We start from the raw sequence: 20,716 nt of genomic DNA, 5'->3' as shown, positions 1-20,716 counted from the left end.
ATCTGTGCCTTACCAGGGAAGGCATGCATCCCATTTTTGCCTGGCGGTGCGGATGTCGTCCACCGTCATGGAGGAGGAGAGTTCCCAGCTTAAGGGCATTTCCGGCTTGAAGTAGCGCAACAACGCGGCGAAGTCCACATCGCCTCCCTTGAAAGGTGCGCGGTGGTCGCGTGAAGGCCAGCGGACGTCGTTGACATGCGAACCGATCAGATAGGGTTGCATGGATTGGAGGAATTCTTCGTGATTGAGCAGGAGTAGGTTGTGCTTGCGTTGGATGTGGCCGAAGTCGTGCCAGTATCCGATATGCGGATGATCGGCGAATTCCTGCATAAGTTGGAGCATTTCGGGCTCGTCGGGCACCTGTTCAAGATGGCTGCGGCCTTCGATGCCGAGCTTGAGGTTCCATTCGGCGGCCTTGTCTGCAAGTGCGGCGAGTGTATCGCGGGCACGTTCGCAGTAGCGCGGACCCAGTTCCATGCGCCGGCGGACGATTTCGCCTTTTCTCAGGGCGTATTCCCGGGTGCCGATGAGGCCGTTGCGTGCCATGCGTTCCAGTTCTCGCGTGCATTCGTTGGCTTTGAAGAAGGGGACGCTGCCCATGTGCAGGACGACGTAGGATGCCCCCAGTTCGGCCGCATGTTCCATGGTCTGGAAGGTGAGTTCGAGGGCGCGCTTGCGTTCCGGTTCCTTGTAGGAGGTGAACTGGTACATGTCCGGCGAGTCGCCGAGGGATTCGATGGGGGCGGGAAAGAAGTTGTGAACGCCTTCGATGCGCGCGCGTTTGTCTTCCACCGCTTTTTTGATGCCGGGCAGGAGCGTCAGCTGGAGGCCGTGGGAGAGTTCGACAGCCTCGAAGCCGAGTTCGAGGATTTCGTCGATCATGGCTTCGCCGTCGTGGTGGCGGCGGCTGTGCCAACATGTGGAGAATACGTTCACGGTGAAAGGATGTATGAGCTGCCAATGTACTGGCGCGGCTAGGCGAGTGCAAGCCCGGAGTGCGTTCCGTGCCGACGATGGCGGGGAAAGCCGTGGCGGTGGCGAGTTATTCTCCCTGCACGTCGCGCATCCATGCCTGTGCAGCTTCGGTGATGGATTCCGCGATGTGGGCGCGGGGTTGCACGAAGGCGGGGACGAACCACGGGAAGGCGCCGACGAGGTCGGAGATGACGGCGACTTCGCCGTCGCAGCAGTTTTTGCCCGAACCGATGCCGATGGTGGGGATGGGGCATGCTTCGGTGATGCTGCGGGCTGTGTCCGCCCTGGTGCATTCGATGACGGTGCTGAAGGCTCCCGCGTGGGCGACGGCCTGGGCATCGGCATGGAGCTGGGCGATTTCCGCATCGGTTTTGCCTTTCATTTTGTAGCCGCCTTCCTTGAGAACGTTCTGGGGGAGGAGGCCGATGTGGCCCATGACGGGGATGCCTGCGGCAGTGATGGCGGCGATGTGGGCTTCCTTGTCGCACCCTCCTTCGAGTTTGACGGCTCCTGCGCCTGCAGCGACGAGTTTTCGTGCGGTGTCGAGCGCCTGTTCGGGAGTGTCGTAGGTGTTGATGGGGAGGTCGACGACGACGAGTGCGCGTTTGGCGGCGCGGGCGACGGCTTCGCCATGGTGGAGCATGTGCGCGAGGGTGACGTGGGTGGTGTCCGGATATCCGAGGACGACCATTCCCAGCGAGTCGCCTACGAGGAGGATGTCCACACCCGCTTCGTCGAGCGTGCGCGCGGTGGGATAGTCGTAGGCCGTCAGCATGGCGATGGGCTTGCCTCCTTTGCGGGAGCGGATGGCTGCGGCCTGTGCGAGAGGTGTGTTCATGATTACCAGTGTGTCGCGATGAGTTCGGGTTCCGGTTCGCCGGAAGGAAGGTGGTCGAGGAGTTCCCGGACGGTCATGGACTGGCCGGGAAGGATGAGGCCGGGGCGTATGTCCGCCAGAGGGAGCAGGACGAAGCGGCGCAGGTGGAGGCGGGGATGGGGCAGGGTGAGGGAGGGAGAATGGTGCGTGAGGCTACCCATGTAGAGGATGTCCAGATCGACGGTGCGCGGTTCGCCGTAAATCCCGGTGCGCGTGCGTCCCAGTTCGCGTTCGATGGTTTGTGTGGCCTGCAGGAGAGCTTCCGGTTCGAGTCCGCAGTCGAGTTCGACGACGGCGTTGATGTAGTCCGGGGAACCGGGAGGGCAGTTTTGCGGTTCGGTGGCGTAGAGGCCAGATTGCCGGATAGCGCCGAATTGTGCCTGCAGGAGGTCGCTGGCGCGGGTGAGGGATGCGGCCCGGTCGCCGAGGTTGGAGCCGAGCGCGATGCCGCAGGGACGTGTGGACGTGGGCATGTTCGGAAGGATGGCGGAAAGAAAGAGAGGCACAGGCGGAAAGCCTGTGCCTCGTCTGTGCAGAGATGGTTCAATCCTTGGAGAAGCCCAGTACGTCTTCCATGTCGTAGAGGCCTGCGGGTTTGTCCGCAAGCCAGAGAGCCGCGCGGACGGAGCCGGATGCGAAGCTCATGCGGCTGGATGCCTTGTGGGTGAGTTCGATGCGTTCTCCATCCGTGGCGAAGATGGCGGTGTGGTCGCCGACGACGTCGCCGCCCCGCATGCTGTGCATGCCGATTTCCTTTTTCGGGCGTACTCCGACGAGGCCTTCGCGGCCATGCACGACGTTTTGCTTGTAGTCCATGTCCATCTCTTCGCAGATGACTTCCGCCAGACGGCGGGCCGTGCCGGACGGTGCATCGAGCTTGTGGTGATGGTGCATTTCGATGATTTCGACGTCGTAGCCGTCCTTGAGGATGCGGGAGGCCTGCCGGGAGAGCCAGAAGAGGGTGTTGACACCGACGGAGAAGTTGGCGGCGAAGACGACGGGGATGCTTTTGGCGGCTTCCGCGATGGCGGCGCGTTCTTCGTCCGTGTGTCCGGTGGTGCCGATGACGACGGGTTTGTTCTGGCGGACGGCTTCGGCAAGGAGTTCGGTGGTGAAGCCGTGGAAGGAGAAGTCGATGACGGCGTCGCAGGGCTGCATGGCGGCGGCGATGTCTTCTCCGACGTTGTGCGTGCCGCCTACGGTGGAAGCCGGATTGGCTTCGACGGCTTCGAGGACGGCGCGGCCCATGCGGCCTGTGATGCCTGTGATGAGGATGTTCATGGCGGGAGGTGCGTTACAGCAGGCCGAAGCGGGTGAGGAGTTCTTTCAGAGCGGGGATTTTTGTTTCCGCAAGAGGAACGAGAGGAAGATGGATTTCGTCGGTCATGAGGCCGCAGGCGGCAAGGGCGGCCTTGATCGGCACCGGGTTGGTGTCGAGGCTCATGAGGCCTTTCATGAGCGGATAGTATTTTTTCTGGAGTTCCAGCGCGAGTTTGCCGTCGCCGGAGAGGGCGGCGTCCACAAGTTCCTTCATGGCTGCGGGAGCGAGGTTCGAGGTGACGGAGACGAGGCCCCGTGCGCCGCAGGAGATGAAGGGGACGGCCAGCCCGTCGTCTCCGCTGAGGATGGAGCAGCTTTCGGGGAGGGCCTGCAGGAGCTGGTTGACGCGGTCGACGCTGCCGCCGGCTTCCTTGATGGAGATGATGTTGCCGCAGTCTTTGGCGAGGGCGGCGGCGGTTTCGACGGCGATTTCGACGCCGCAGCGGCCGGGGATGCTGTACAGCATGATGGGCAGGGCGGTCTGTTCGGCAATGGCCTTGAAGTGGAGGTAGATGCCTTCCTGCGAGGGGCGGTTGTAGTAGGGTGCCACCTGAAGGGTGCCGTCGGCTCCGGCGCGTTCCGCTTCCTGCGTCATGTTGATGGCTTCGCGGGTGGAGTTCGATCCTGTACCGGCGATGACCTGGCAGCGGCCGGCAGCGGTTTCGACGGCGTAGCGGATGACGTCGAGGTGTTCCTCATGGGTGAGGGTGGGAGATTCCCCGGTGGTTCCGACGGGGACGATGCCGTCCACACCGGCGGCGATTTGGCGTTCGATGAGCTGCTTGTAGGCATCCACATCGACTTTGTTGTTGCGGAAAGGTGTTACCAGCGCTGTATAAAGTCCACGGTGCGTCATAGATGTCGCAGGAGATTCTAGCAGAAATCATTGCCTTGTCACGCCGGAATTGCGCCTTACTTGCCGAATGAGCCGTGGCACCATAGGAACGTTTATCCGACTGAATTCGCTCTTTTTTCGTTCTCGTGGAGACGATGAAGCGGGCCATCCGACAGGGATGGCCCGGTACCCGGCAGCTTGTTCTGCCGGGCATGCGAAGCGTTATGACAGCGAGGTGAGGAGGATGACGGCAGCCAGCACGAGGAAGAGGATGCCGAGGAGGAGCTTCACCATGAAGCTGTGTCTTTCCTGGAAGCGGATGAGGCTTTGCGTGCTCATGCCTTTGTAGCTCAGGTAGAAGATGAGCAGAAGCGGGGCGATGAAGGCGAAGTTGTAAAGGGCCAGCATGGCGATGGCCGATTCATGCCCGGCCCGGATCTGGTAGATGATGGGCGCATAGACCTGCCCGGTGCAGGCGAGTTCCAGCACGGAGATGATGATGCCTGCGATGAAGGCGGCAAGGATGTACCGGCTGGCTTTGGCCTGTGTGCGGGCGACGGAGTGGATGCGGTCACGCAGGAATTTGGGTAGTTTGAGCGACATGTCTTGCATGCGGCCCCTGCGGGCCAGCCACGCATCACGGAAGGAGAGTAGGGCGGCGAGCAGGGCGAGGGCGGCGAAGGTCCAGTCGAGTACGTTTTTCCAGACGTGGGCTCCCTGGATGACGCCGATGAGTTCGTTGAAGGCGAGGCCGATCGAGAAGTAGGTGAGATAGACGGCGAGGATGAAGGCCGCACCCGTCCACAGGAGTTCCTTGGGCGAACGCCGGGCGATGCGAAGGTAGCTCAGGAAGAAGATGAGTGTGGCGAAGGCGCAGGGGTTGATGCCGTCGATCAGGCCGCCGAGGAGGACGATGCCGAGCGTCATGTCTTCGTAGGTGCTGCGGATGTCGGCCTGTGCCTGCTGCCGTTCTTCCTGCGTGACGTCCGCCAGCCTGTTTGCCGTTTCGCCGTTGTCTGCGGCGGTGTTCGTCTTGCGGCGTGCTTCCTGTTCGATGAGGCGGCGGAGGCTGTCGCGGTTGAGGTCGGCTTTTGTCAGGTATCCGTTCGGCGTGAAGACGGCAGGAGCGATGCTGCGTTCCTTGCCGGGTACGTTGAAGCGGCGGCAGAGAGCGGCGTTGCGTTCGAGCCCGTTCTGGGTGGTGATGACGATTTTTTCGATTTTGATGTTCGGGAAGGTGACGGCGAGGTCGCGGAGTTCGGATTCTGTTCGGGCGCATTCGTCACATCCCGGTTTTTCAAAGAAGACGATGGCGATGGCTTTTTGCGTGTCGATGTCTCCGGTGGGAGTATCGCTCGCGTCGTGTTCGTCGGTTTCGTTGGCGGCGGAAACAGGAATATCGGGCGTTGGCGTGTTTTCCGCCGCATCTTCGGGAGTCTTTCCGTCTGCGGTTTCCTTGCCGGCCGGGGAGGTGAGGGCCGTGAAGCTGACGGCGGTTTCTCCGTTTCCGGCGATGTCAAGTTTTTCGCCGTTTTCCAACTTGAGTTTGACATAGTCGGGATTCAGGATGGCGGCAAAGGAGAAGAGGTCTTTCTCACAATCGGTGAGTTTTCCTTGCAGGGGAGTGAATACCTGTTCGGAGCTGTAGAAGTAGGAAGAGTCGGAGGATGAAGCGTTGCGCGTGGAGGTGATGCGGGTGAATTGGGACTGGAGCATGGTGGCCAGCGTTTCTTCCAGCGTCATGGAGTCGTCGTCTTCATCGAGGTGGCGTTTTTCCTGAATGCCGTTTATTTTTTCCAACTGGTTTTTGAGCAGTCGGGCGTCGCAGTCGCCTGTGATGCCGAGTAGGGAGATGGCCGCCGCTGCTGCGACACGGCCGTCGGTATCCTTCTGCATGTCACGTATGAGAGAGACCAGTTCTTCGGGGGCGCGGGCCGTGCGGCTGGAGGAGGTGGAGAGCTTGCGGCGCAGGATGGCCGGTTCCGTGAACAACGGTTTTTTGTTGGTCGAGATCGGCAGGACGAATTTCCAGTCGTAGAGGGATTGCAGGCAGCTGGCGACGGTGAAGCGGATGAGCGGTTCGGGGGATTTTGACCATTTGACGGCCCACGGGAGGATGTCGCCCCGTTTTTTGGGTGCGTCGTCGATGAATTGCAGATACGGCTTGCGGGCGGATGTGCATGATGAGATGAAGTTCTGTACCTCCGGCTTTTTGCGCGTTGTTTCATCGAGGCAGCAGTAGAAGGCGATTTCTTCGCGGAGCGGCATCGGCACTTTGTCGCTGGCTACTGCCGCAAGCAGGAACGAGCGGAAGAACCGCCGTTCGTTCGCGCTGGAATAGCGGCAGGCGCTGCCCCAGTCCCAGAGGATGCTGTCATGCCACATGGCGGCATCGCACATTTCCGGTGTGAGGTATTTGTCCAGCGTGTCGCTGCTGCGCTTGTACCGCAGGTTGCTGTAAACGGCTTTGCGGATTTGTTCGTTGCCGGTGGCGAATGCCTGCGTGAACAGCTCGGCGGGGAGGTCGAGCCTGACATTGTCGTTCGTTTCCAGAATGGAGAGTTTCCGGCTCGCGCTCATTTGCGGGAATGTCCGGATGAGGGTGTCCCGGCTTTCTTTGTCCCGAAGGCTGCACAGGGCTATCAGGGCGCTGTGGCGGAGGTCGTCCGATGCGTCCTTGTCGCGCATGTTGCGCAGGATGCCGAGGAGGCGTTCCATGTAGGGGGCGAATTGCTGTTTCCGGGCGGAAGAGGCGGGAGGTGGTGTGCCCGAGCTGATGTAGATGCTGCTGCTTTCCGTGGGGGCGGCGGATTCGTCGAGGAGGGTGGCGAGGGAGACGTAGTTGAGGGATTCGAGCAGTTCGATTTTCTGCGCCGGGGTGTAGGCCGGGTTTTCCAGTCCGGCGAGGAAGGCGTCCCAGCCGTCCGTGCGGAGCATCAGCCCTTTGCTTTTGCGGAGAAGCAGGATGCGCTTGACTCCGGGATCGGGGCTTTTCTCCAATGCGGCGACGACGGTGCGCGTGGCGCGGTTGCCGCTGCCGGAGGCGAGGATGTAGGTGGTATAGTCGCCCTCCAGCGCGAGGAGATTTTCAATCTGGTCGACGGTCATGCGCGAGAGCATGTTCTGAACGGTTTCGCTGATATCGGCATTGACCGCCATGAACAGGTAGATGACCTGCGGGAGCATTTCCGTGTCGCGCTTGAGGAGTTCCTCGCAGAGGGGGACGAGGTCGTTGCTGAAGAGTTTGCCCACGACGATGGCCTGAAAGGCGGTTTGCCGCACGGTGGCGTCGTCGTCCGTCATGCCTTTGTAGATGAGCTGGCGGCTTTCCGGCGTGAGTTTAGGGGTGGTGCGGTTGCGTTTGTCCGCCGTGATGAGTTCGAACAGAGCGGAGCGGATGCGCCAGTTGGGAGAGGAGAGCAGCCGGTGCATCTCTTCTTCGGAGAATCGGATTTCCTTGCGTGTTTTTTTACTGCGCGAGTCAACGTTGGAGTACATGTCGTCGTCGATGTCCTTCGATTCCCGCAGGACGTTCAGGGCGGTGACGGCGACATCTTCCTGCGGCGAGAGGGCATGGCGGAGCAGGAGTTTTTTCATGTCCGCATTCATGTAGTCGGTCACCCGGCGGAAGGCGATTTGAAGGATGTTGGGGTCGGTTTCCTTCTGAAGCATGGGCATGAGGGCTTCGAGAGCTTTTTCCTTGCCGGTGAGGAGCATGACGTCGATCGCCGTTTCCCTGACCATAGGGTCGGCGTGGTCGATGAGCGTGTTCAGGACGGGTAGAACCGTCTGCGGCGAGTTGCGGAGGGATTCGATGCCTTCGATGATGTCTCCCCGTTTGTCCGAGACGAGGAGCCGCGATGTGGCGGCAGCCTTCGGGCCGAGGGTCGAATCGAGCTGCATGCGGTATTCGATCTGGCGGAGGGCTTTGATGTCGTCCTGCGTGAGGTCGGGCCGGGATTTCAGGGTTTGCTCGATGGCTCCGATGAGGATGTTTTTGTGGGGAAGCAGGAGGCGGCAGGTGCGTTCCCTCATTTCATCGTCTGCAGAGAGGAAGATGGCGATGGCCCGGTTGATCTGTTCCGCATCGGGCGGATGGGAGGTGTTGAGGAATCCGGCGTCGCTTTTGCTCCAGTCCTGAAGGGCTTGCCGGGTTTCCGCCGGGATTTCGGAGGGCGGCAGCCACGGATCGAAGCCGAAGTCGTTTCCGGTGAGGTCTTCCAGAAGGTCGAGGGCGGCGCACCTCGTTTTCAGGGAGGGGCTGGAGAGCTGGGCGACAAGAGCTTCCCTCGGGCAGGCGGCGGCATTGTTGCGCCATGCAGCCAGCAGTTCCTGCCGGTCAACCGTGCTGAGTTGGGAGGCATCGTCGGGCAGGGCCAGTTCGGCGGCCAGAGCGAAGGGGATGCAGAGGAATGGAAGAAGGAAGCGCATGGCTGGTGGGGTGCGGGCGTGTGTGGGTTCGTGCGGCTTTAGCGAAGCAGGGCGTATGCCAGAATGTTGGCGTTGATTTGGAGGGCGTTGCCCAGTTCGCTGCCTCCGCAGCAGCAGCAGCCGCGGGAGTTGGAGCTGTCGTTGAGGCCGTCCGCCGAATAGACGACGACGAGTTTGTCGTTGATCGTGATACCTTCGAGGTGGCCTTTGGTCGGTTTTTTTCCGGCGGAGAGGGTTTTTATCGGGAAGACGGTGGAGAAGATGGGGTGCTGCATCGGGATGGGTTTCATTTCACCGAAGGTTTGGGTCATTTCCTTGCGGAAGGATTTGTCCCATGTTTCGCTGGAGCATCCGGCGGAGGCGAGCAGGAAGCCGCCCCCGGCGACGTATTTCTTGAGGTTTTCCCGTTCCTTGGATGTGAGGGTGAAGTTGCCTTCGCCCGTCATGACGACGAAGGGGAACTGGAAGAGTTCTTCGCTGTCGAGCCGCACGGCCCGGAAGCGGCGGCTGGTGCTGATGCTTGTTTTCTGCTGGACGGTGGACAGGAATTCATCGCTGAAGCAACGGGAGGTTTTGTTGCCTGCGTAGATCAGGTTGCCGCACTGGACGATGCCTTCCTTGGCGGAGGCGGGGCACAGGCAGGCAAGTAGCAGGGTGAGGAGGCAGATGACGGTTTTCATGGTTTGCTGGCGGTTGCGACCGAAGCCGCGGTGAGGGGTTACTGATTGGCGGGTTTGAAGTATTTGCGGACGGCGTCGCGGTAGGTGGGCGGCACCTGTTCCCAGTTGGAGTCGGAGAAGTCGATTTCCTTTTCTCCGGCTTCGGATGGTGAGGGAGAGGATTTGCCGGGATCGTTGCCGGAGTGGTTGTTGCCTCGGTTGCCCTGGCCGCCTTGCGCGGAGTGGGAGCTTTCCGCCGAACCGCTTCCGGCGCGTTTGCTGCGCGGCGGGCCGACGATGGAACGGGATCCCGGCATGGACGGGCGAGCCCCATTGCCGCCGTATCCGGCTCCGGCGCCGTTGCCCTGGCCGTTTTTCATCGGGTCGTTGCCCTGTCCCTGGCATTGTTTGCACAGGGCTTCCATCATTTGCCGGGCTGCGGATTGGCATGCGCCGCTGAGGCATTCGGACGGGTCCAGTCCTTCGCCATCGTTGGACATGGTTTCGTCGATCAGTTTTTTCATGGCTTCGTAGGCCTGGCTGGCATAGTCGTATGCTTCGGGTGCATGGTGCAGGTTGCGGCTTTCGTCGATGGCGGCTTCCATGATTTCCGGAATGTCCAGCTCACTGTATTTGGCCTGGAAGGTGAGCAGGATGTCTTTGAATTTAGCCGCTTCGTCGGGCAGGTTTTCAATGACTTTCGGAATTTTCTCCGACCATGTTTCGAGCCGATCATGGATGTTCTGCTGGTCTTCGCCGAGGGCTTCGAGCTGTTCGGTGGTGACGCGGCGGCCCTGTTTCATTTCGGAGACGTAGGCGAGGAAGCGGTTTTGCATTTCCTTCTGTTCTTCGGTGAGGGCCTGGAATTCATAGAGAAGTTCCATGATGGCGGCTACATTGGCGGCCTTTTCGGCATCTTCTTTCTGCTGGTTGAGGTTTTGCGCACTGGCACCGAGCCGGGCCTGCATTTGTTTCATGGATTCGTTCCATTGTTTCATGCCGGATTTGGGGTCCGTTTTTTCGGCATCGTCCATGTTCTGCTGCAGTTCGGAGGCCAGTTGTTCGGCGAGAGCGGAGAGTTGTTTGTCGCTGTCGAAGATGGGGAAGTCCTTGGCGATGGTTTCCGCCAGTTTCTTGGTTTTCTGGTGCTGTTGTTTGATTTTTTCAAGGGCTTCCGCTCGTTTGGCAGGATCTTCGATGTTTTCGGCTGCAGCCAGTGCTTCGATGGTTTTGTTGAGCTCGTTCTGGAGTTCTTCGTAGCGTGCCTTGAAGTCTTCGAGGCTGGCTTCCATACGGAGCATTTCGGCGTATTCCTCTTCGCTGATGACGGTGACTTTGACGGTGGGCGAGGTGGTGATGTTCAGCCGGTACGGGTTGGCATCCTGCGCTTCGACTCCGAGTTCGAAGACGTCGCCGGGTTGCGCTCCGAGTTTCCGGAGGTCGATGCCGAGGGTGGTTTTCATGTCGCGGTCGCCGGGGGTGCCGAGGATGGAGGTGGGGCGTGGGCGGGTTCCTTCGGTATTCCTGTTCAGGTCGAAGCGTACGAGGCCGTAGTCGTCGGAGGCTTCGGCTTCGAGTTCGAACGGGTAGCCGATGACGACGAAGCAGTCTTCGGACGGTTTGCGGAGGTTGACGACGGGCGGGAGGTCGCTCTGGGTGCGGATTTTGCTTTCAAGCGGTTTCTCGAGGTTGTCGCCGCCTGTATCTTTGAGGTCGATGGTGAGGTTGCCGGAGTAGCGTACGGGGAGGGTGAAGATGCAGGTGTTTTCACGGACGATTTTGCCCTGTACGGTTTCGTCGACTGCTCCCGGGCGTTCCGCGCGGTAGACGGCGGTGCCGGACGAGAGGGAGCGGTTGCTCTGGATGGTGTAGGTGACGGCTCCGCCTTCGGGTACGGTGATTTCCTGCCCGCTCAGGGCGCTGGTGGCAGCCGGCATGCGGGTGTAGGCGGGAGGCGTGACGGTGACGGTGCCCGCCGTGATGCGCGGACGGTAGTTGATGCGGACGGGTTGCCAGTGGCTGCGGGCTTTGCCGTTGTCCGTGGCGAAGGCGATTTCGCAGGCTTGCGTGACTTTTTCAAGGCGGCGCGCCCACATGTTGTCTTTTTCGCGGAAGGCTGGCAGTTTCTGCATGGCGAGGCCGGGCTGCCGCACCCATAGTTCAAGGGTGCCTTCCAGTGCAGGGCCTTCGACTTCCGCCTGGATGAGGAGGTCGCCGCCGTAATGGACTTCGAGTACGGCCGGTTTGACGGTGAAGGTGTAGGGCGAGAGCGGCGGGGTGTCGAGTTCGGGCCTCATGAGGCGGTTGAGTACGACGAGGCTTTCCTTGGGCCATGCGGTGTAGATGCCTGTGCAGAAGCCGGCGAGGAGGAGGATGCCGAGCAGGGGGAAGGCGAATCGTTTCAGTACGGCATGGCTGCGGCGCAGGTAGGTTTTCAGGTCGCTGGCCGTTTGCTGAGTGGCCTGTTCGCGGAGCCATTGGCCGAGGCTTGATGTATCGGCGTCTTTGTTCGTTTCGAGTTCCCAGGCGGAGAGGATGCTTCGGCGGCTGTCGTGCCGCATGGCATCGAGTTCTTCCGCGAGTTTTCGGCGGGGGTAGGAGCAGGCGCGGAGCAAGTCGTACAGGAGGTACAGGCCGACGAGGGCCCGCCAGATGTAGCCGCCGGTGCGGCGGGCGGTTTCCTCGAAGGTGAGCGAGTAATCCAGCAGGGCGAACAGGAGCAGGAGGCAGACGGCGAAGGCTGCCGTGCGGACGATGGCCGCGAAGAAGGCGGCGCAGCGGCGGCGGCGGCAGTAGCGGCGGAAGACGGTGTCGAAGCGGGGCTTCGGGGCAGGAGCGGGGGCTGTCGGTTCTTCGTTCATGGAAGTGGGGATGGTGTTACAGGAGTCCATGGCGGCGGCGGATCCACCAGGCGAGGCCGAGGGCCGCACCGATGGAGAGGAGTACCCACCAGCGGTTCCAGGCGGGGCGGTATTCTTCTTCTTCGCTTTGCGTGTCTTGCGGCATGGCGAAGACGGCATCCCATGCGGCTGCGGGGGAATCGGGGGTGAGCATGGTGCCTCCCGTGCTTTCGCTCAGGCGGGCCAGCCATTCGCGGTCGGCATTGAGGTTGTCGAGTTCGCCGGGAAGGGGGTTGACGCGGATGCGGATTTCAGGACAGGGGATTTCCGGCTGGTCGGGGAGGATGGCTTTAAGCAGGTAGTCGCCGGGTTTGTCCGGTACGAGGGAGGCAGTCCAGCGGTGCAGGCCGTTCTTTTCGCCTTCGTGGCGTGCGGAGACGGTCTGGGGGCTGGATTGGCCGGAGAGGGGGGTGATTTGCAGTTCGACATTGCCGGGCGTGCCGATGCCGCGCCAGCTCATGGTGCAGCGCAATGCGTCGCCCGTTTCGATGGGGTTGCGTTCCGCATGGAGGGAGAGGTCGAAGCCCGGGCGGAATTCGGCGGCGGTTTGAATCCACGGGAGGAATTGTTTCCAGAAGTCGGCGTAGATGTTGCCGTCCCTGCGGGCTTCGGGGTAGAAGTCCCATTTCCAGAGGCCTTCGCCGTTCAGGCAGGCGACGGCTCCCATGCCGACGCGGCGGATGGTGAGGAGGGGCGTCTGCCCGTCGTCCGTAGTGGCGAGGATGCGGGTGTCCGGGGAGATGCTGTCCACATCCCACACGTCTTCGAGGCCGGGCAGGGTTTTCCAGACGGCGTCTTTCGGTGCGGGCAGGACGTGGCCGAACAGTCCTTCGGATGCTCCTGACGGCGTGGGGGTAAGGTGGTGTTCCCCGCCGATGGTGTGCTGCCAGGCGAAGGGTTCCAGCGGTTCCATGGCGGGCATGCTGCCGCCGTAGCTTTTGCCTCGGGCGAAGATGAGGAGGCCTCCGTGGTCGCGCACGTAGGATTGCAGGGCTTCGGCGATTTCGGGTGTGAAGAGGTGTTCCATGCCTTTACCGAGGATGACGATGTCGTAACGGAGGAATTCGGCGGTGCTGGTGGGGATGCCTGCATCGGGGCTGGGTTCGCTGGTATCGTCTCCGCTGTTGATCTGGTAAAAGCGGTCCTGGCTGAGGCGGTGGACGGATTTGACTTCGAAGGCTTCCTGCTTGCGGAGGAACTGGGCGAGGAATTTGCTGTCCCAGTAGGGGGATCCTTCCGCCATGAAGACGCGGATTTTCGAGGTGATGGCGCGGACGGTGACGGAGGCGCTGTTGTTGTCCTTGCGCGTTTCTCCGGCGACGGGTTCGCAGGCGATGGTGTAGTCGGAAGAGTTTTCCGGGCTTTCCAGCGAGAAGGCGACGTCGGCCGTTTTGCCGTTGGCGACGTCGACGATTTTACGTTCGACCTGTTTTCCGGAGGCATCGAGGAGGACGATGCCGAGCTGGCGGTCGCCCATGCCGCTGTTGCGCACGGAGGCTGTGAGGGTGATGGGTGTGCCTTTGTAAGCTTGTACGAGGGTGCGCGAGGAGGAGAGGGCGATGTCGGGCGCTTCCCAGTTGCCGCCGAGGGCGACGGTGTGGATGGGGGTGTTCTGGCCTGCTGCCTTGATGGAGAGTTGCCGGGCGTCGTCGGGGCGGCTGTCCCGCCCGTCGGAGAGGAGGACGATGCCTGCTACGGTGCGGCCCTGCCTCTGGAGGGCGTGGAGCTGCTGGTCGATGGATGAGGCGAGCATGGATGCATCGGCATCCGGTTTGGCGGCGGCCAGCGCGGCGGCATCATCCTTGCGGCTGGCGGTATGGCCGATGCCGAACCAGCGGAGGTCCCGCTCGGGAGTCTGGTAGGCGGCGAGCTTTTTCAGCAGGCCTGCCGCCAGAGAGGAGCGGGATGGGGAGGCTGCATCCGGAGTGGAGGGCGACGCCATGGAGGCGGAGGTGTCCGAAGCGATGAGCCAGACGGGCATGTTGCTGACGAGTTTTTTCTCATAGCGGCCCGGATTGAGCAGGAGTGCGCCGATGGCAAGGACGGCTGCCGCATAGAGAAGGATGCAGGCGAAGCGTGCCTTGCCGGGCAGTGAACGGCAGGCTTTTCTGCACAGCCAGCCTGCCGCTGCTGCAAGCAGCAGGATCAGAGGGACAAGCAGGGGCAGGGGAAGGACGGGGTCGAGGATCATACGGCGGAAGAGCTATCGGAAGTGAAGGTGAAGGGGGAGTCCGAGCGACCGGAGAGGCGTGCGGGACGGCGTTTTTTTCTGGCTCGGCGGTATCCCTGCCGGTCGAGGCTGCGGCTGGCGAGGCTGTTCAGCCATCCGGATATGGACAGGAGCAGCGCAATGGACGAGGCGAAGATGAAGAGGTGGCTGTTCATGGCGTGGGCTGGTTGTCCGAGGGTTTGCCGGATGCACGGCAGCAGATGAGGAGTTCGGCGGCGAGGAAGAGCAGTGCGAGTGCGATGCACCACGGACAGAGGTCGCGGCGTTCCGCAGAGTCGAGACGGTCGTTTTCTTCTTTGTGGGTGATGATGCCCTGCGGAAGTACGGAGGTGTCCATGGTTTCGAGTACGGATTCCGCCGCAGGGAAGTTGACGGCTTGCGTCGCGAGGATTTTGGATGGGTCGTCCTTGCGCCGCCATGTGTAGAGTCCGGGTTCGGCAGGGGTTTCGCTTTGCAGGATCATGCCACGGCGTGCTTCCTTGACTTCGCGGGTGGAGAGGAGTTCGCCTTGATCGTTCTGCAGGATGATGTCGCGAGCGCCCAGATTGGGCGGTACGACGCAGGAGAGGTATCCGGCTCCGGGCTGGATGTCGTCTGCGGCATCCGAGGCCATGCGTGAGGCGGTCAGCGTTTCCGCGACGAAGGGGAGGTAGAGCGGCGAAGATCCCCATCGGGTATCCATCGGGTGAACCGGAATGTTCCACAGAATGACGGCTCCGCGCCCGACAGGGCGGCGGACGATGGCCGGTACTCCGTCCGCATAGCGGAGGAGGACGGTGGCATGCTGCGGGGCTTCGCGCTGCAATCCGTTGTTCAGCCGGCGATAGACGCCGCTCGTGAGGAGGGGGGAGAGTGTGTTGTCCGGGAAGAGCCGGAAGACGCGGTCTTGCGGGGCGGCAATTTCCAGTGTCCATTTTTCGTCGTTTTCGGCGACTTGCAACTGGGCGCGGGCGGGCTTGTACCCCATGACGGCATTGGCGGCGGTGTCGTTGGAGAAATCAGGGATGGCGAGGACGACGGCTCCTTCACGAGCTTTTTCTTCCATGACGGCTACGTCTTCGGCGGCAGGCGCATTCCAGATCAGGAAGTCGGGAGCGTGTTCGCCGGGGCCGGAGGCGATCTGGCAGTCGAGGAAGGGGATGGACTGCAGGGCGCGGAGCATGGTGCCGAGGTGAAGCGGATCGGCAGCTACGGCCTGGCAGGAGAGGCGGTCGTTCAGCGGAAGGATGGTGCGGCGTTCATTGTCCGCCGGGAAGGCGTCCGGATCGGTGGAGGCGGTGAGTACCCATTCGCTGCCGCTGGTGGGGGCATCGATGCTGAAGGATGCCGTGGTGGTGCCGTTCGCCGGGATTTCGCAGACCTGCGAGGTGCGCAGGGAACCGCCTTCGAGGTGGAGGGTGGTGCGTACGGGCGCTTTGCCGCACTGGCCGAGCGTGACGTTGACGGTGACGGGTTGCCCCGGGAGGGCTTTGGCAGGGATGGTGGAGATGGCAGAGATGTAGGTGTTCGCCAGTTTCGGGCTTTGGGCGACGGAGACCCAGCGGACGGGGATTTTGTCGGGGACGAGGCTGGCGTAGTCGAGAGCCGCCCAGTTGGATGCCTGGAAGTCGGAGACGACGTAGATTTCCGCGCTCTGGCCTTCGGGGAGGCTGCGGGCCTGTTCGACGGCGAGGCGGACGGCTGCAGCGGCATCGGATTCTTCTCCGGCGCTGTGCAGTCGGCTCAGTTCGCGCAGGACCATTTGCCGCGCCTGTTCGGGGCGTTCAAACAGGGCCGAAGGACGCGCTCCCGCCGAGATGAGGTTGATTTTGTCCGTAGCCCGGAGTTCGTTGACGATTTTGGTGACGGTTTGTTCCGCCTGTGCCATGCGGAGTTCCTGCCCGTCGGCAGCTCCCATGGAGGCCGAGGTGTCCAGCACGATGATGACGTTGCGCACATGCGAGAGGTCGGAGACGTGGCCTCCGATGTAGGGCAGGAGGAAGGCCGCCGCCAGCGCGAGCATGGCGAGCGTGCGGAGCAGGAGGAGGAGCCTGTTTTTCGGGCGGAAGATGCGCACCTGCCGCGAGATGACTTCGCGCAGGAAGTACAGGGAGCTGAATTTCCTGTCTTTGGGGCGCGAGCGGGCGAGCAGGTGGACGATGAGGGGGATGAGCGCCGCCGCGAGCAGCCAGTACAGGGGGTTGGCGAGGAAAAATTGCATGGGTTATTCGGAGAGGGCGTCGAACAGTTGGTAATAGGATTCATCCGTGGTGACGGAGAAGAAGCGGATGCCGCGCGACATGGCGAGGGAGCGGAGGCCTGTGCGGTGTTCCTGCACGCGTTGCCTGTAGGCCGAGCGGACGGTTTCGCTGTTGCACAGGAGGTGTTCGTTCGTTTCCATGTCGTAGTAGCGGGCGAGTCCGTCGGAGGGGAGTTCGACTTCGTGCGGGTCGAGTACCTGGACGAGTACGATTTTGAAGCCCCGGTGCAGGTACGGGTTGAGGGATTGCATGAGGGCGGCGGGGTCGCTCAGGAAGTCGGAGACGATGACGAGGGTGCCGGGTGTTTTGAGCAGGTGGTGGGATTTTTCGAGCGAGGCGGGCAGGCTGGTGGGGCCTCCCGGCGTGTTGTGTTCGAGGAGGTTGAGCATGCCGTCCAGATGCTTGCGCGTGGAGCCGGGGGGCATGAATGAGCGGATGTCGGCATCGAAGGTCTGGAGGGAGGCGCGGTCGTTCCCCCGGATGACGAGCCATGCGACGCAGGCGGCGAAGTAGGAGGCGTAGTCGAGCTTGGTCATCGGGCCTCCGCTGCGGTAGCCCATGGAGGCGCTGCTGTCCACGAAGATGTGGCATTCGAGATGGGTTTCATGCTCGAAGGTTTTGAGGTGGTAGCGGTCGCTGCGGGCATAGACGCGCCAGTCGATGAGGCGGAGGTCGTCGCCGGGGGCGTACTGGCGGTATTCGAGGAAGTCGCTCGATGCTCCGCGCCCCTTCGCCCGGTGTTTGCCGGACATCCATCCCTCGACCATCATCTGGACGGCGAAGCGGTAGTTCGCCAGCCGTTTGAGGTCTTCGGGCCGGAGGTATTTGTGCTGGATGTTCGGCATGGTCGTGCGTCGGGGGCGGGGTCGTTTTGCGCGGTTCAGGCGAGGGAGTCGATGATGCTTTCGACGCGGATGCCTTCGCCTGTGGCGTTGTAGTTCAGGATGAGGCGGTGGCGCAGCACGGGGTGCAGGACGGCCTTGACTTCTTCCATGGAGACGGTGGTTTTGCAGCGAAGCAGGGCGATGGCGCGGGAAGCGCGGAGGAGGCACTGGGCGGCGCGGGGGCCAGCGCCCCATGAGACGTATTTTTTGACGGCTTCGGTGGCATCCGGGGAGTCCGGGCGGGTACTTTGGACGATTTTGACGATGGAGCCGTAGATGTGGTCCGGTACGGGGATTTCCGAGGCGGCTTTCTGGAGCGCGAGTACCTTGTCCGCATTCATGATGGTGGATGCTTCGGGCATGTTCAGGCCTCCGGTGCGGCGCAGGATTTCCTCTTCTTCCTGTACGGTGGGGTACTGGATGAGGATTTGGAAGAAGAAGCGGTCGAGCTGGGCTTCGGGCAGCGGGTAGGTGCCTTCGTGTTCGACGGGGTTCTGCGTGGCGTATACGATGAAGGGTTCTTCGAGGCGGCGGGTCTGCCCGGCGACGGTGACCTGCTTTTCCTGCATGGCTTCGAGGAGGGCTGCCTGGGTTTTTGGAGGCGTGCGGTTGATTTCGTCCGCCAGCAGGAGGTTGGTGAAGATGGGGCCGGGGACGAATTCGAAGCGGCGGGAGCCGTCGTCCATCGTCTGGAGGATTTCACTGCCGAGAATGTCCGGCGGCATCAGGTCGGGCGTGAACTGGATGCGGTGGAAGCCGAGGCCGAGGATGTTGCCGAGGGTGCTGACAAGCAGCGTTTTGGCAAGGCCGGGCACGCCGACGATGAGGCAATGCCCCCGGCACAGCAGGGCGACGAGCATTTGCTCGATGACGGCGTCCTGACCGACGATCACGCGGGCGGTTTCTTCGCGGATTTGTTTGATATTGTCCAAGATGCCGGACCATTCGTTTTCGGGTGTGGTACTCATGGGAGATTCTGTGGGTGGGAAATAAAAAGGGCTTCTGGTTAGGATAAGCTTTACAGGCTGTTTGTCAAGGTGAAGATGGCGTTTGAAAGTATTTATTCGTCGTGATTCCCGGAAGTTTCATTGTCTGAACCGTCCGGTTCGGTATTATCCGTTTTCAGTGGGATGACTTTGGGAATGTCCAATGCATGGATGTCGAGTAATTCGACGCGAATTACGAGTACGGAATTGCCGGGAATGCTGATGCGTTCGTCCTGCGAGGTTTCTTCGCCGAAACCGAGTTCGGGCGAGAGGAACAGCGTCCATGTGGAGCCGATAGGCATGATGGAAAGCGCTGTGTCCAGCCCCTCGGGAGAGACGGGCCCCATGAGTTCCGTGGGTGCTTTTGTGTAGTCGTCCCAAATGTTGCCGTGGATGTCGGACATCGTAAATTTGACCACGTAGACGGGATATTCGCCGTCCTTTTCTGCGTCGTAGGTACGCCCCGTTCCCTGTTTTTCGATTTTGTATTGAAGGCCGTCCGGCATGGTGACGATTCCTGGCTTACCGGAGTTTTCTTTCAGGAAGGCTTTGGTGATAGCGAGGTTGGCGCGGGCAGCAGTAGCTTCCCTGTTGCGGATGATCTGGCGCATGCGATCCATTGATTCGTCGTAGGCGCGTACCTCGTCTTCAGTGATTTTGCCTTGTAAGGCAGCTTCAAAAGCCTGCCGGAAAAAGGCCGTGTCGATGTCGTCCTGCACAAAGCCGATACTCAGCAGGCAAAAGGCGATGCCGAAACCCATCGACATGGAGTGGGCCTCTCTTTCCTGACCGGTTTTGGCGACAGTGTTGACTTGTTCCGTAGCTTCTTGCCGAGTCGTGTATTGGAGGCCTGTTTTCAGAGCGGTTTGAAAGGTGTTCATGCACAGATCCATATCTATCGTGATGGGCGTGCGATTCTCCTGTGCGAAAGCAATTCCCATGGCATATCCGATGGAGGTTGAAACATCGCGTTTCAACTGTGCCGCATTTTCTGAGGGAGATGCTTCCGGAGGCCGGGTGTCGGCGGCATGGACTTGTCGGGCTTGGCACATGCCGATTGGAAACAGGATTGCGGTCAGGAGGATGGAGGTGTTCATGGTTTAAAAATCCGCAGATGTTTTGATGCCGAGGAATTTTTGTTTGTCGGTATATTGGGTTTGGTGGGGTGTTCTCTCTTTGATGTATGCCGCCATTCCGATTGCGGCGGCATGCTGTTTGTCGATGTCTTCCATGGACGGAGGCGACGCGAGGGATTGTTCCAATTGATTGCGGAATGTGGGTATATCGATGTCCGGAAGGATTAATCCTTCGTCTATCATTTTGTTTGCCCAAATTTTTGCAATTGTATCAGATGTGATTTTTCGGAGTTCTTGAGATGAATATTGTGTTTGCTCTGGATGAAGAGGGGTGCGTGTAGCGGCTTCGTTCAGATGGGCAAGAATCGGCTGCATTTCCGCAATGGCTAAAGCAGGTTTGCTCCAAAAAGGGTTGGCAGCCAGATATACGCTGTCAACCTCGTCCAGACTCAAGGGGACATTGGGGGAGTAGTCGACAAGTTCGATCTGTACAATCAGAACGCTATTGCCTCCGATGCAGGGCTGGCAGATGCGCTCGTGGTCGAAGTGTGCCTGCCGTTCGCCCAAGGAGAGCCACATGAGATTTCTCTGTTTTTCGCCGTATCCGATGGACGGCGGAATGTAAAGAGTCCATTTGGAACCGGGTTGCATCAGTTTCAAGGCTTCATGGATTCCTGCCGGAATGCGCGAAGTTGAGTGGTTGCGTATGATGCTGACTGTTCCGTTATGGTTGTCGATCATGGGGCCATCCAGCGTGTCGATGGTGTATTTGATGGCGTACAGGGCGCGATCGTCGGTTTCCTTGCGGGAGGAGGTGCGGGGTGCGCCGGTACCCTGTTTGTCGATGCGGTATTGCAGGCCGCTCGGCGTGGTGACGATGCCCGGTTTTTTTGCATTTTCTTCCAGAAAGCGGCGGCTGCGTTCGGCATTGGTGGCGGATATTTCGTTGTTCCGTTGTTCCATTTTTGCCCGCATGATGCGCAGCGCCGCTTGTGTGCGGGTTTCGTTCGCCTCCGGTTCGGGAATGTTTTGGCCTTGCAGCGCGAGTTCGATGGCTAAGGTACGGATCAATATATCGAAGTCGAGGTCTTCCGGGCGCATGCCGGCCTCATGCAATGCCGTGCCGAGTATCGAACCCAGATAGGCCGAGACGTCGTGTCGGAGTTTGGCTTCTTTTGTGGGGAATAATGCCGATATTTCCTTTGACTCGCCGCTGCTGGTAGTTGAGGAAGGTATATTTTGTGCCGTGAGGGTATCAAGCGACATCAAAAGTATGGTGAGTGCGGCGGCGATGCGTTTCATA

The 20,716-nt window shown here is 60.9% G+C and carries 15 protein-coding genes; all 15 read right to left on the bottom strand.

The window, feature by feature from the left end:
• Positions 1 to 9: 9 nt before the first annotated feature.
• On the bottom strand, positions 10 to 936 hold the full coding sequence (locus tag AC781_RS01295) for a sugar phosphate isomerase/epimerase family protein (RefSeq protein ID WP_083076358.1): 927 nt from the start codon (positions 934 to 936) through the stop codon (positions 10 to 12).
• A 106-nt stretch (positions 937 to 1,042) separates the two neighbouring features.
• Positions 1,043 to 1,813 carry a 3-methyl-2-oxobutanoate hydroxymethyltransferase gene (panB, locus tag AC781_RS01290; protein ID WP_067772224.1) on the bottom strand — a complete coding sequence of 257 codons (771 nt, stop codon included), beginning with the start codon at positions 1,811 to 1,813 and terminating at the stop codon, positions 1,043 to 1,045.
• Between the two features lie 2 nt (positions 1,814 to 1,815).
• Entirely contained in the window at positions 1,816 to 2,325 is a 510-nt protein-coding gene (folK, locus tag AC781_RS01285) for a 2-amino-4-hydroxy-6-hydroxymethyldihydropteridine diphosphokinase (protein WP_067772816.1), read from the bottom strand.
• A gap of 70 nt (positions 2,326 to 2,395) precedes the next feature.
• Positions 2,396 to 3,133 carry a 4-hydroxy-tetrahydrodipicolinate reductase gene (gene dapB, locus AC781_RS01280; RefSeq protein WP_067772221.1) on the bottom strand — a complete coding sequence of 246 codons (738 nt, stop codon included), beginning with the start codon at positions 3,131 to 3,133 and terminating at the stop codon, positions 2,396 to 2,398.
• A 13-nt stretch (positions 3,134 to 3,146) separates the two neighbouring features.
• Positions 3,147 to 4,028: a 4-hydroxy-tetrahydrodipicolinate synthase gene (gene dapA, locus AC781_RS01275; protein WP_067772218.1), complete on the bottom strand. Its 882-nt coding sequence runs from the start codon at positions 4,026 to 4,028 to the stop codon at positions 3,147 to 3,149.
• 201 nt (positions 4,029 to 4,229) lie between these two features.
• Entirely contained in the window at positions 4,230 to 8,438 is a 4,209-nt protein-coding gene (locus AC781_RS01270; RefSeq protein WP_067772215.1) for a HEAT repeat domain-containing protein, read from the bottom strand.
• Positions 8,439 to 8,476: 38 nt separating this feature from the next.
• The gene (locus tag AC781_RS13885) at positions 8,477 to 9,118 is read right to left on the bottom strand and encodes a DUF4159 domain-containing protein (protein ID WP_067772213.1); all 642 of its coding nucleotides are present in this window, start codon (positions 9,116 to 9,118) and stop codon (positions 8,477 to 8,479) included.
• 38 nt (positions 9,119 to 9,156) lie between these two features.
• Positions 9,157 to 11,958: a hypothetical protein gene (locus tag AC781_RS13880; RefSeq protein WP_067772210.1), complete on the bottom strand. Its 2,802-nt coding sequence runs from the start codon at positions 11,956 to 11,958 to the stop codon at positions 9,157 to 9,159.
• A 16-nt stretch (positions 11,959 to 11,974) separates the two neighbouring features.
• Positions 11,975 to 14,188: a hypothetical protein gene (locus AC781_RS01255; RefSeq protein WP_067772207.1), complete on the bottom strand. Its 2,214-nt coding sequence runs from the start codon at positions 14,186 to 14,188 to the stop codon at positions 11,975 to 11,977.
• Entirely contained in the window at positions 14,185 to 14,382 is a 198-nt protein-coding gene (locus AC781_RS01250; protein ID WP_067772204.1) for a hypothetical protein, read from the bottom strand. Before AC781_RS01250 ends, AC781_RS01255 begins: the two co-directional genes overlap by 4 nt.
• Positions 14,379 to 16,427 carry a VWA domain-containing protein gene (locus AC781_RS01245; RefSeq protein WP_067772202.1) on the bottom strand — a complete coding sequence of 683 codons (2,049 nt, stop codon included), beginning with the start codon at positions 16,425 to 16,427 and terminating at the stop codon, positions 14,379 to 14,381. Before AC781_RS01245 ends, AC781_RS01250 begins: the two co-directional genes overlap by 4 nt.
• 3 nt (positions 16,428 to 16,430) lie before the next feature.
• Entirely contained in the window at positions 16,431 to 17,312 is an 882-nt protein-coding gene (locus AC781_RS01240) for a DUF58 domain-containing protein (protein ID WP_067772199.1), read from the bottom strand.
• Positions 17,313 to 17,347: 35 nt separating this feature from the next.
• Positions 17,348 to 18,319: an AAA family ATPase gene (locus AC781_RS01235; RefSeq protein WP_067772196.1), complete on the bottom strand. Its 972-nt coding sequence runs from the start codon at positions 18,317 to 18,319 to the stop codon at positions 17,348 to 17,350.
• A gap of 92 nt (positions 18,320 to 18,411) precedes the next feature.
• Positions 18,412 to 19,218, bottom strand: a complete 807-nt coding sequence (locus tag AC781_RS01230) for an FKBP-type peptidyl-prolyl cis-trans isomerase N-terminal domain-containing protein (RefSeq protein ID WP_172801731.1) — start codon at positions 19,216 to 19,218, stop codon at positions 18,412 to 18,414.
• 219 nt (positions 19,219 to 19,437) lie between these two features.
• Complete coding sequence (locus AC781_RS01225; RefSeq protein WP_067772190.1) at positions 19,438 to 20,715, bottom strand: FKBP-type peptidyl-prolyl cis-trans isomerase N-terminal domain-containing protein; 1,278 nt, start codon at positions 20,713 to 20,715, stop codon at positions 19,438 to 19,440.
• Between the last annotated feature and the right edge of the window lies 1 nt (position 20,716).

It is taken from the genome of Neoakkermansia glycaniphila (genome assembly GCF_001683795.1).
In the GTDB taxonomy this organism is placed as follows: domain Bacteria; phylum Verrucomicrobiota; class Verrucomicrobiia; order Verrucomicrobiales; family Akkermansiaceae; genus Akkermansia; species Akkermansia glycaniphila.
The sequence above is the reverse complement of the archived record's forward strand: the minus strand, read 5'-3'. Positions and strand labels throughout refer to the sequence as shown.

Bases quoted from the DNA above. Each gene is read 5' to 3' on its own strand.
- AC781_RS13880 (WP_067772210.1), bottom strand. From the start codon at position 11,958: ATGAACGAAGAACCGACAGCCCCCGCTCCTGCCCCGAAGCCCCGCTTC.
- dapA (WP_067772218.1), bottom strand. From the start codon at position 4,028: ATGACGCACCGTGGACTTTATACAGCGCTGGTAACACCTTTCCGCAAC.
- panB (WP_067772224.1), bottom strand. From the start codon at position 1,813: ATGAACACACCTCTCGCACAGGCCGCAGCCATCCGCTCCCGCAAAGGA.
- AC781_RS13885 (WP_067772213.1), bottom strand. From the start codon at position 9,118: ATGAAAACCGTCATCTGCCTCCTCACCCTGCTACTTGCCTGCCTGTGC.
- AC781_RS01225 (WP_067772190.1), bottom strand. From the start codon at position 20,715: ATGAAACGCATCGCCGCCGCACTCACCATACTTTTGATGTCGCTTGAT.
- AC781_RS01255 (WP_067772207.1), bottom strand. From the start codon at position 14,188: ATGATCCTCGACCCCGTCCTTCCCCTGCCCCTGCTTGTCCCTCTGATC.
- AC781_RS01250 (WP_067772204.1), bottom strand. From the start codon at position 14,382: ATGAACAGCCACCTCTTCATCTTCGCCTCGTCCATTGCGCTGCTCCTG.
- AC781_RS01270 (WP_067772215.1), bottom strand. From the start codon at position 8,438: ATGCGCTTCCTTCTTCCATTCCTCTGCATCCCCTTCGCTCTGGCCGCC.
- AC781_RS01245 (WP_067772202.1), bottom strand. From the start codon at position 16,427: ATGCAATTTTTCCTCGCCAACCCCCTGTACTGGCTGCTCGCGGCGGCG.
- AC781_RS01240 (WP_067772199.1), bottom strand. From the start codon at position 17,312: ATGCCGAACATCCAGCACAAATACCTCCGGCCCGAAGACCTCAAACGG.
- dapB (WP_067772221.1), bottom strand. From the start codon at position 3,133: ATGAACATCCTCATCACAGGCATCACAGGCCGCATGGGCCGCGCCGTC.
- AC781_RS01230 (WP_172801731.1), bottom strand. From the start codon at position 19,218: ATGAACACCTTTCAAACCGCTCTGAAAACAGGCCTCCAATACACGACT.
- folK (WP_067772816.1), bottom strand. From the start codon at position 2,325: ATGCCCACGTCCACACGTCCCTGCGGCATCGCGCTCGGCTCCAACCTC.
- AC781_RS01235 (WP_067772196.1), bottom strand. From the start codon at position 18,319: ATGAGTACCACACCCGAAAACGAATGGTCCGGCATCTTGGACAATATC.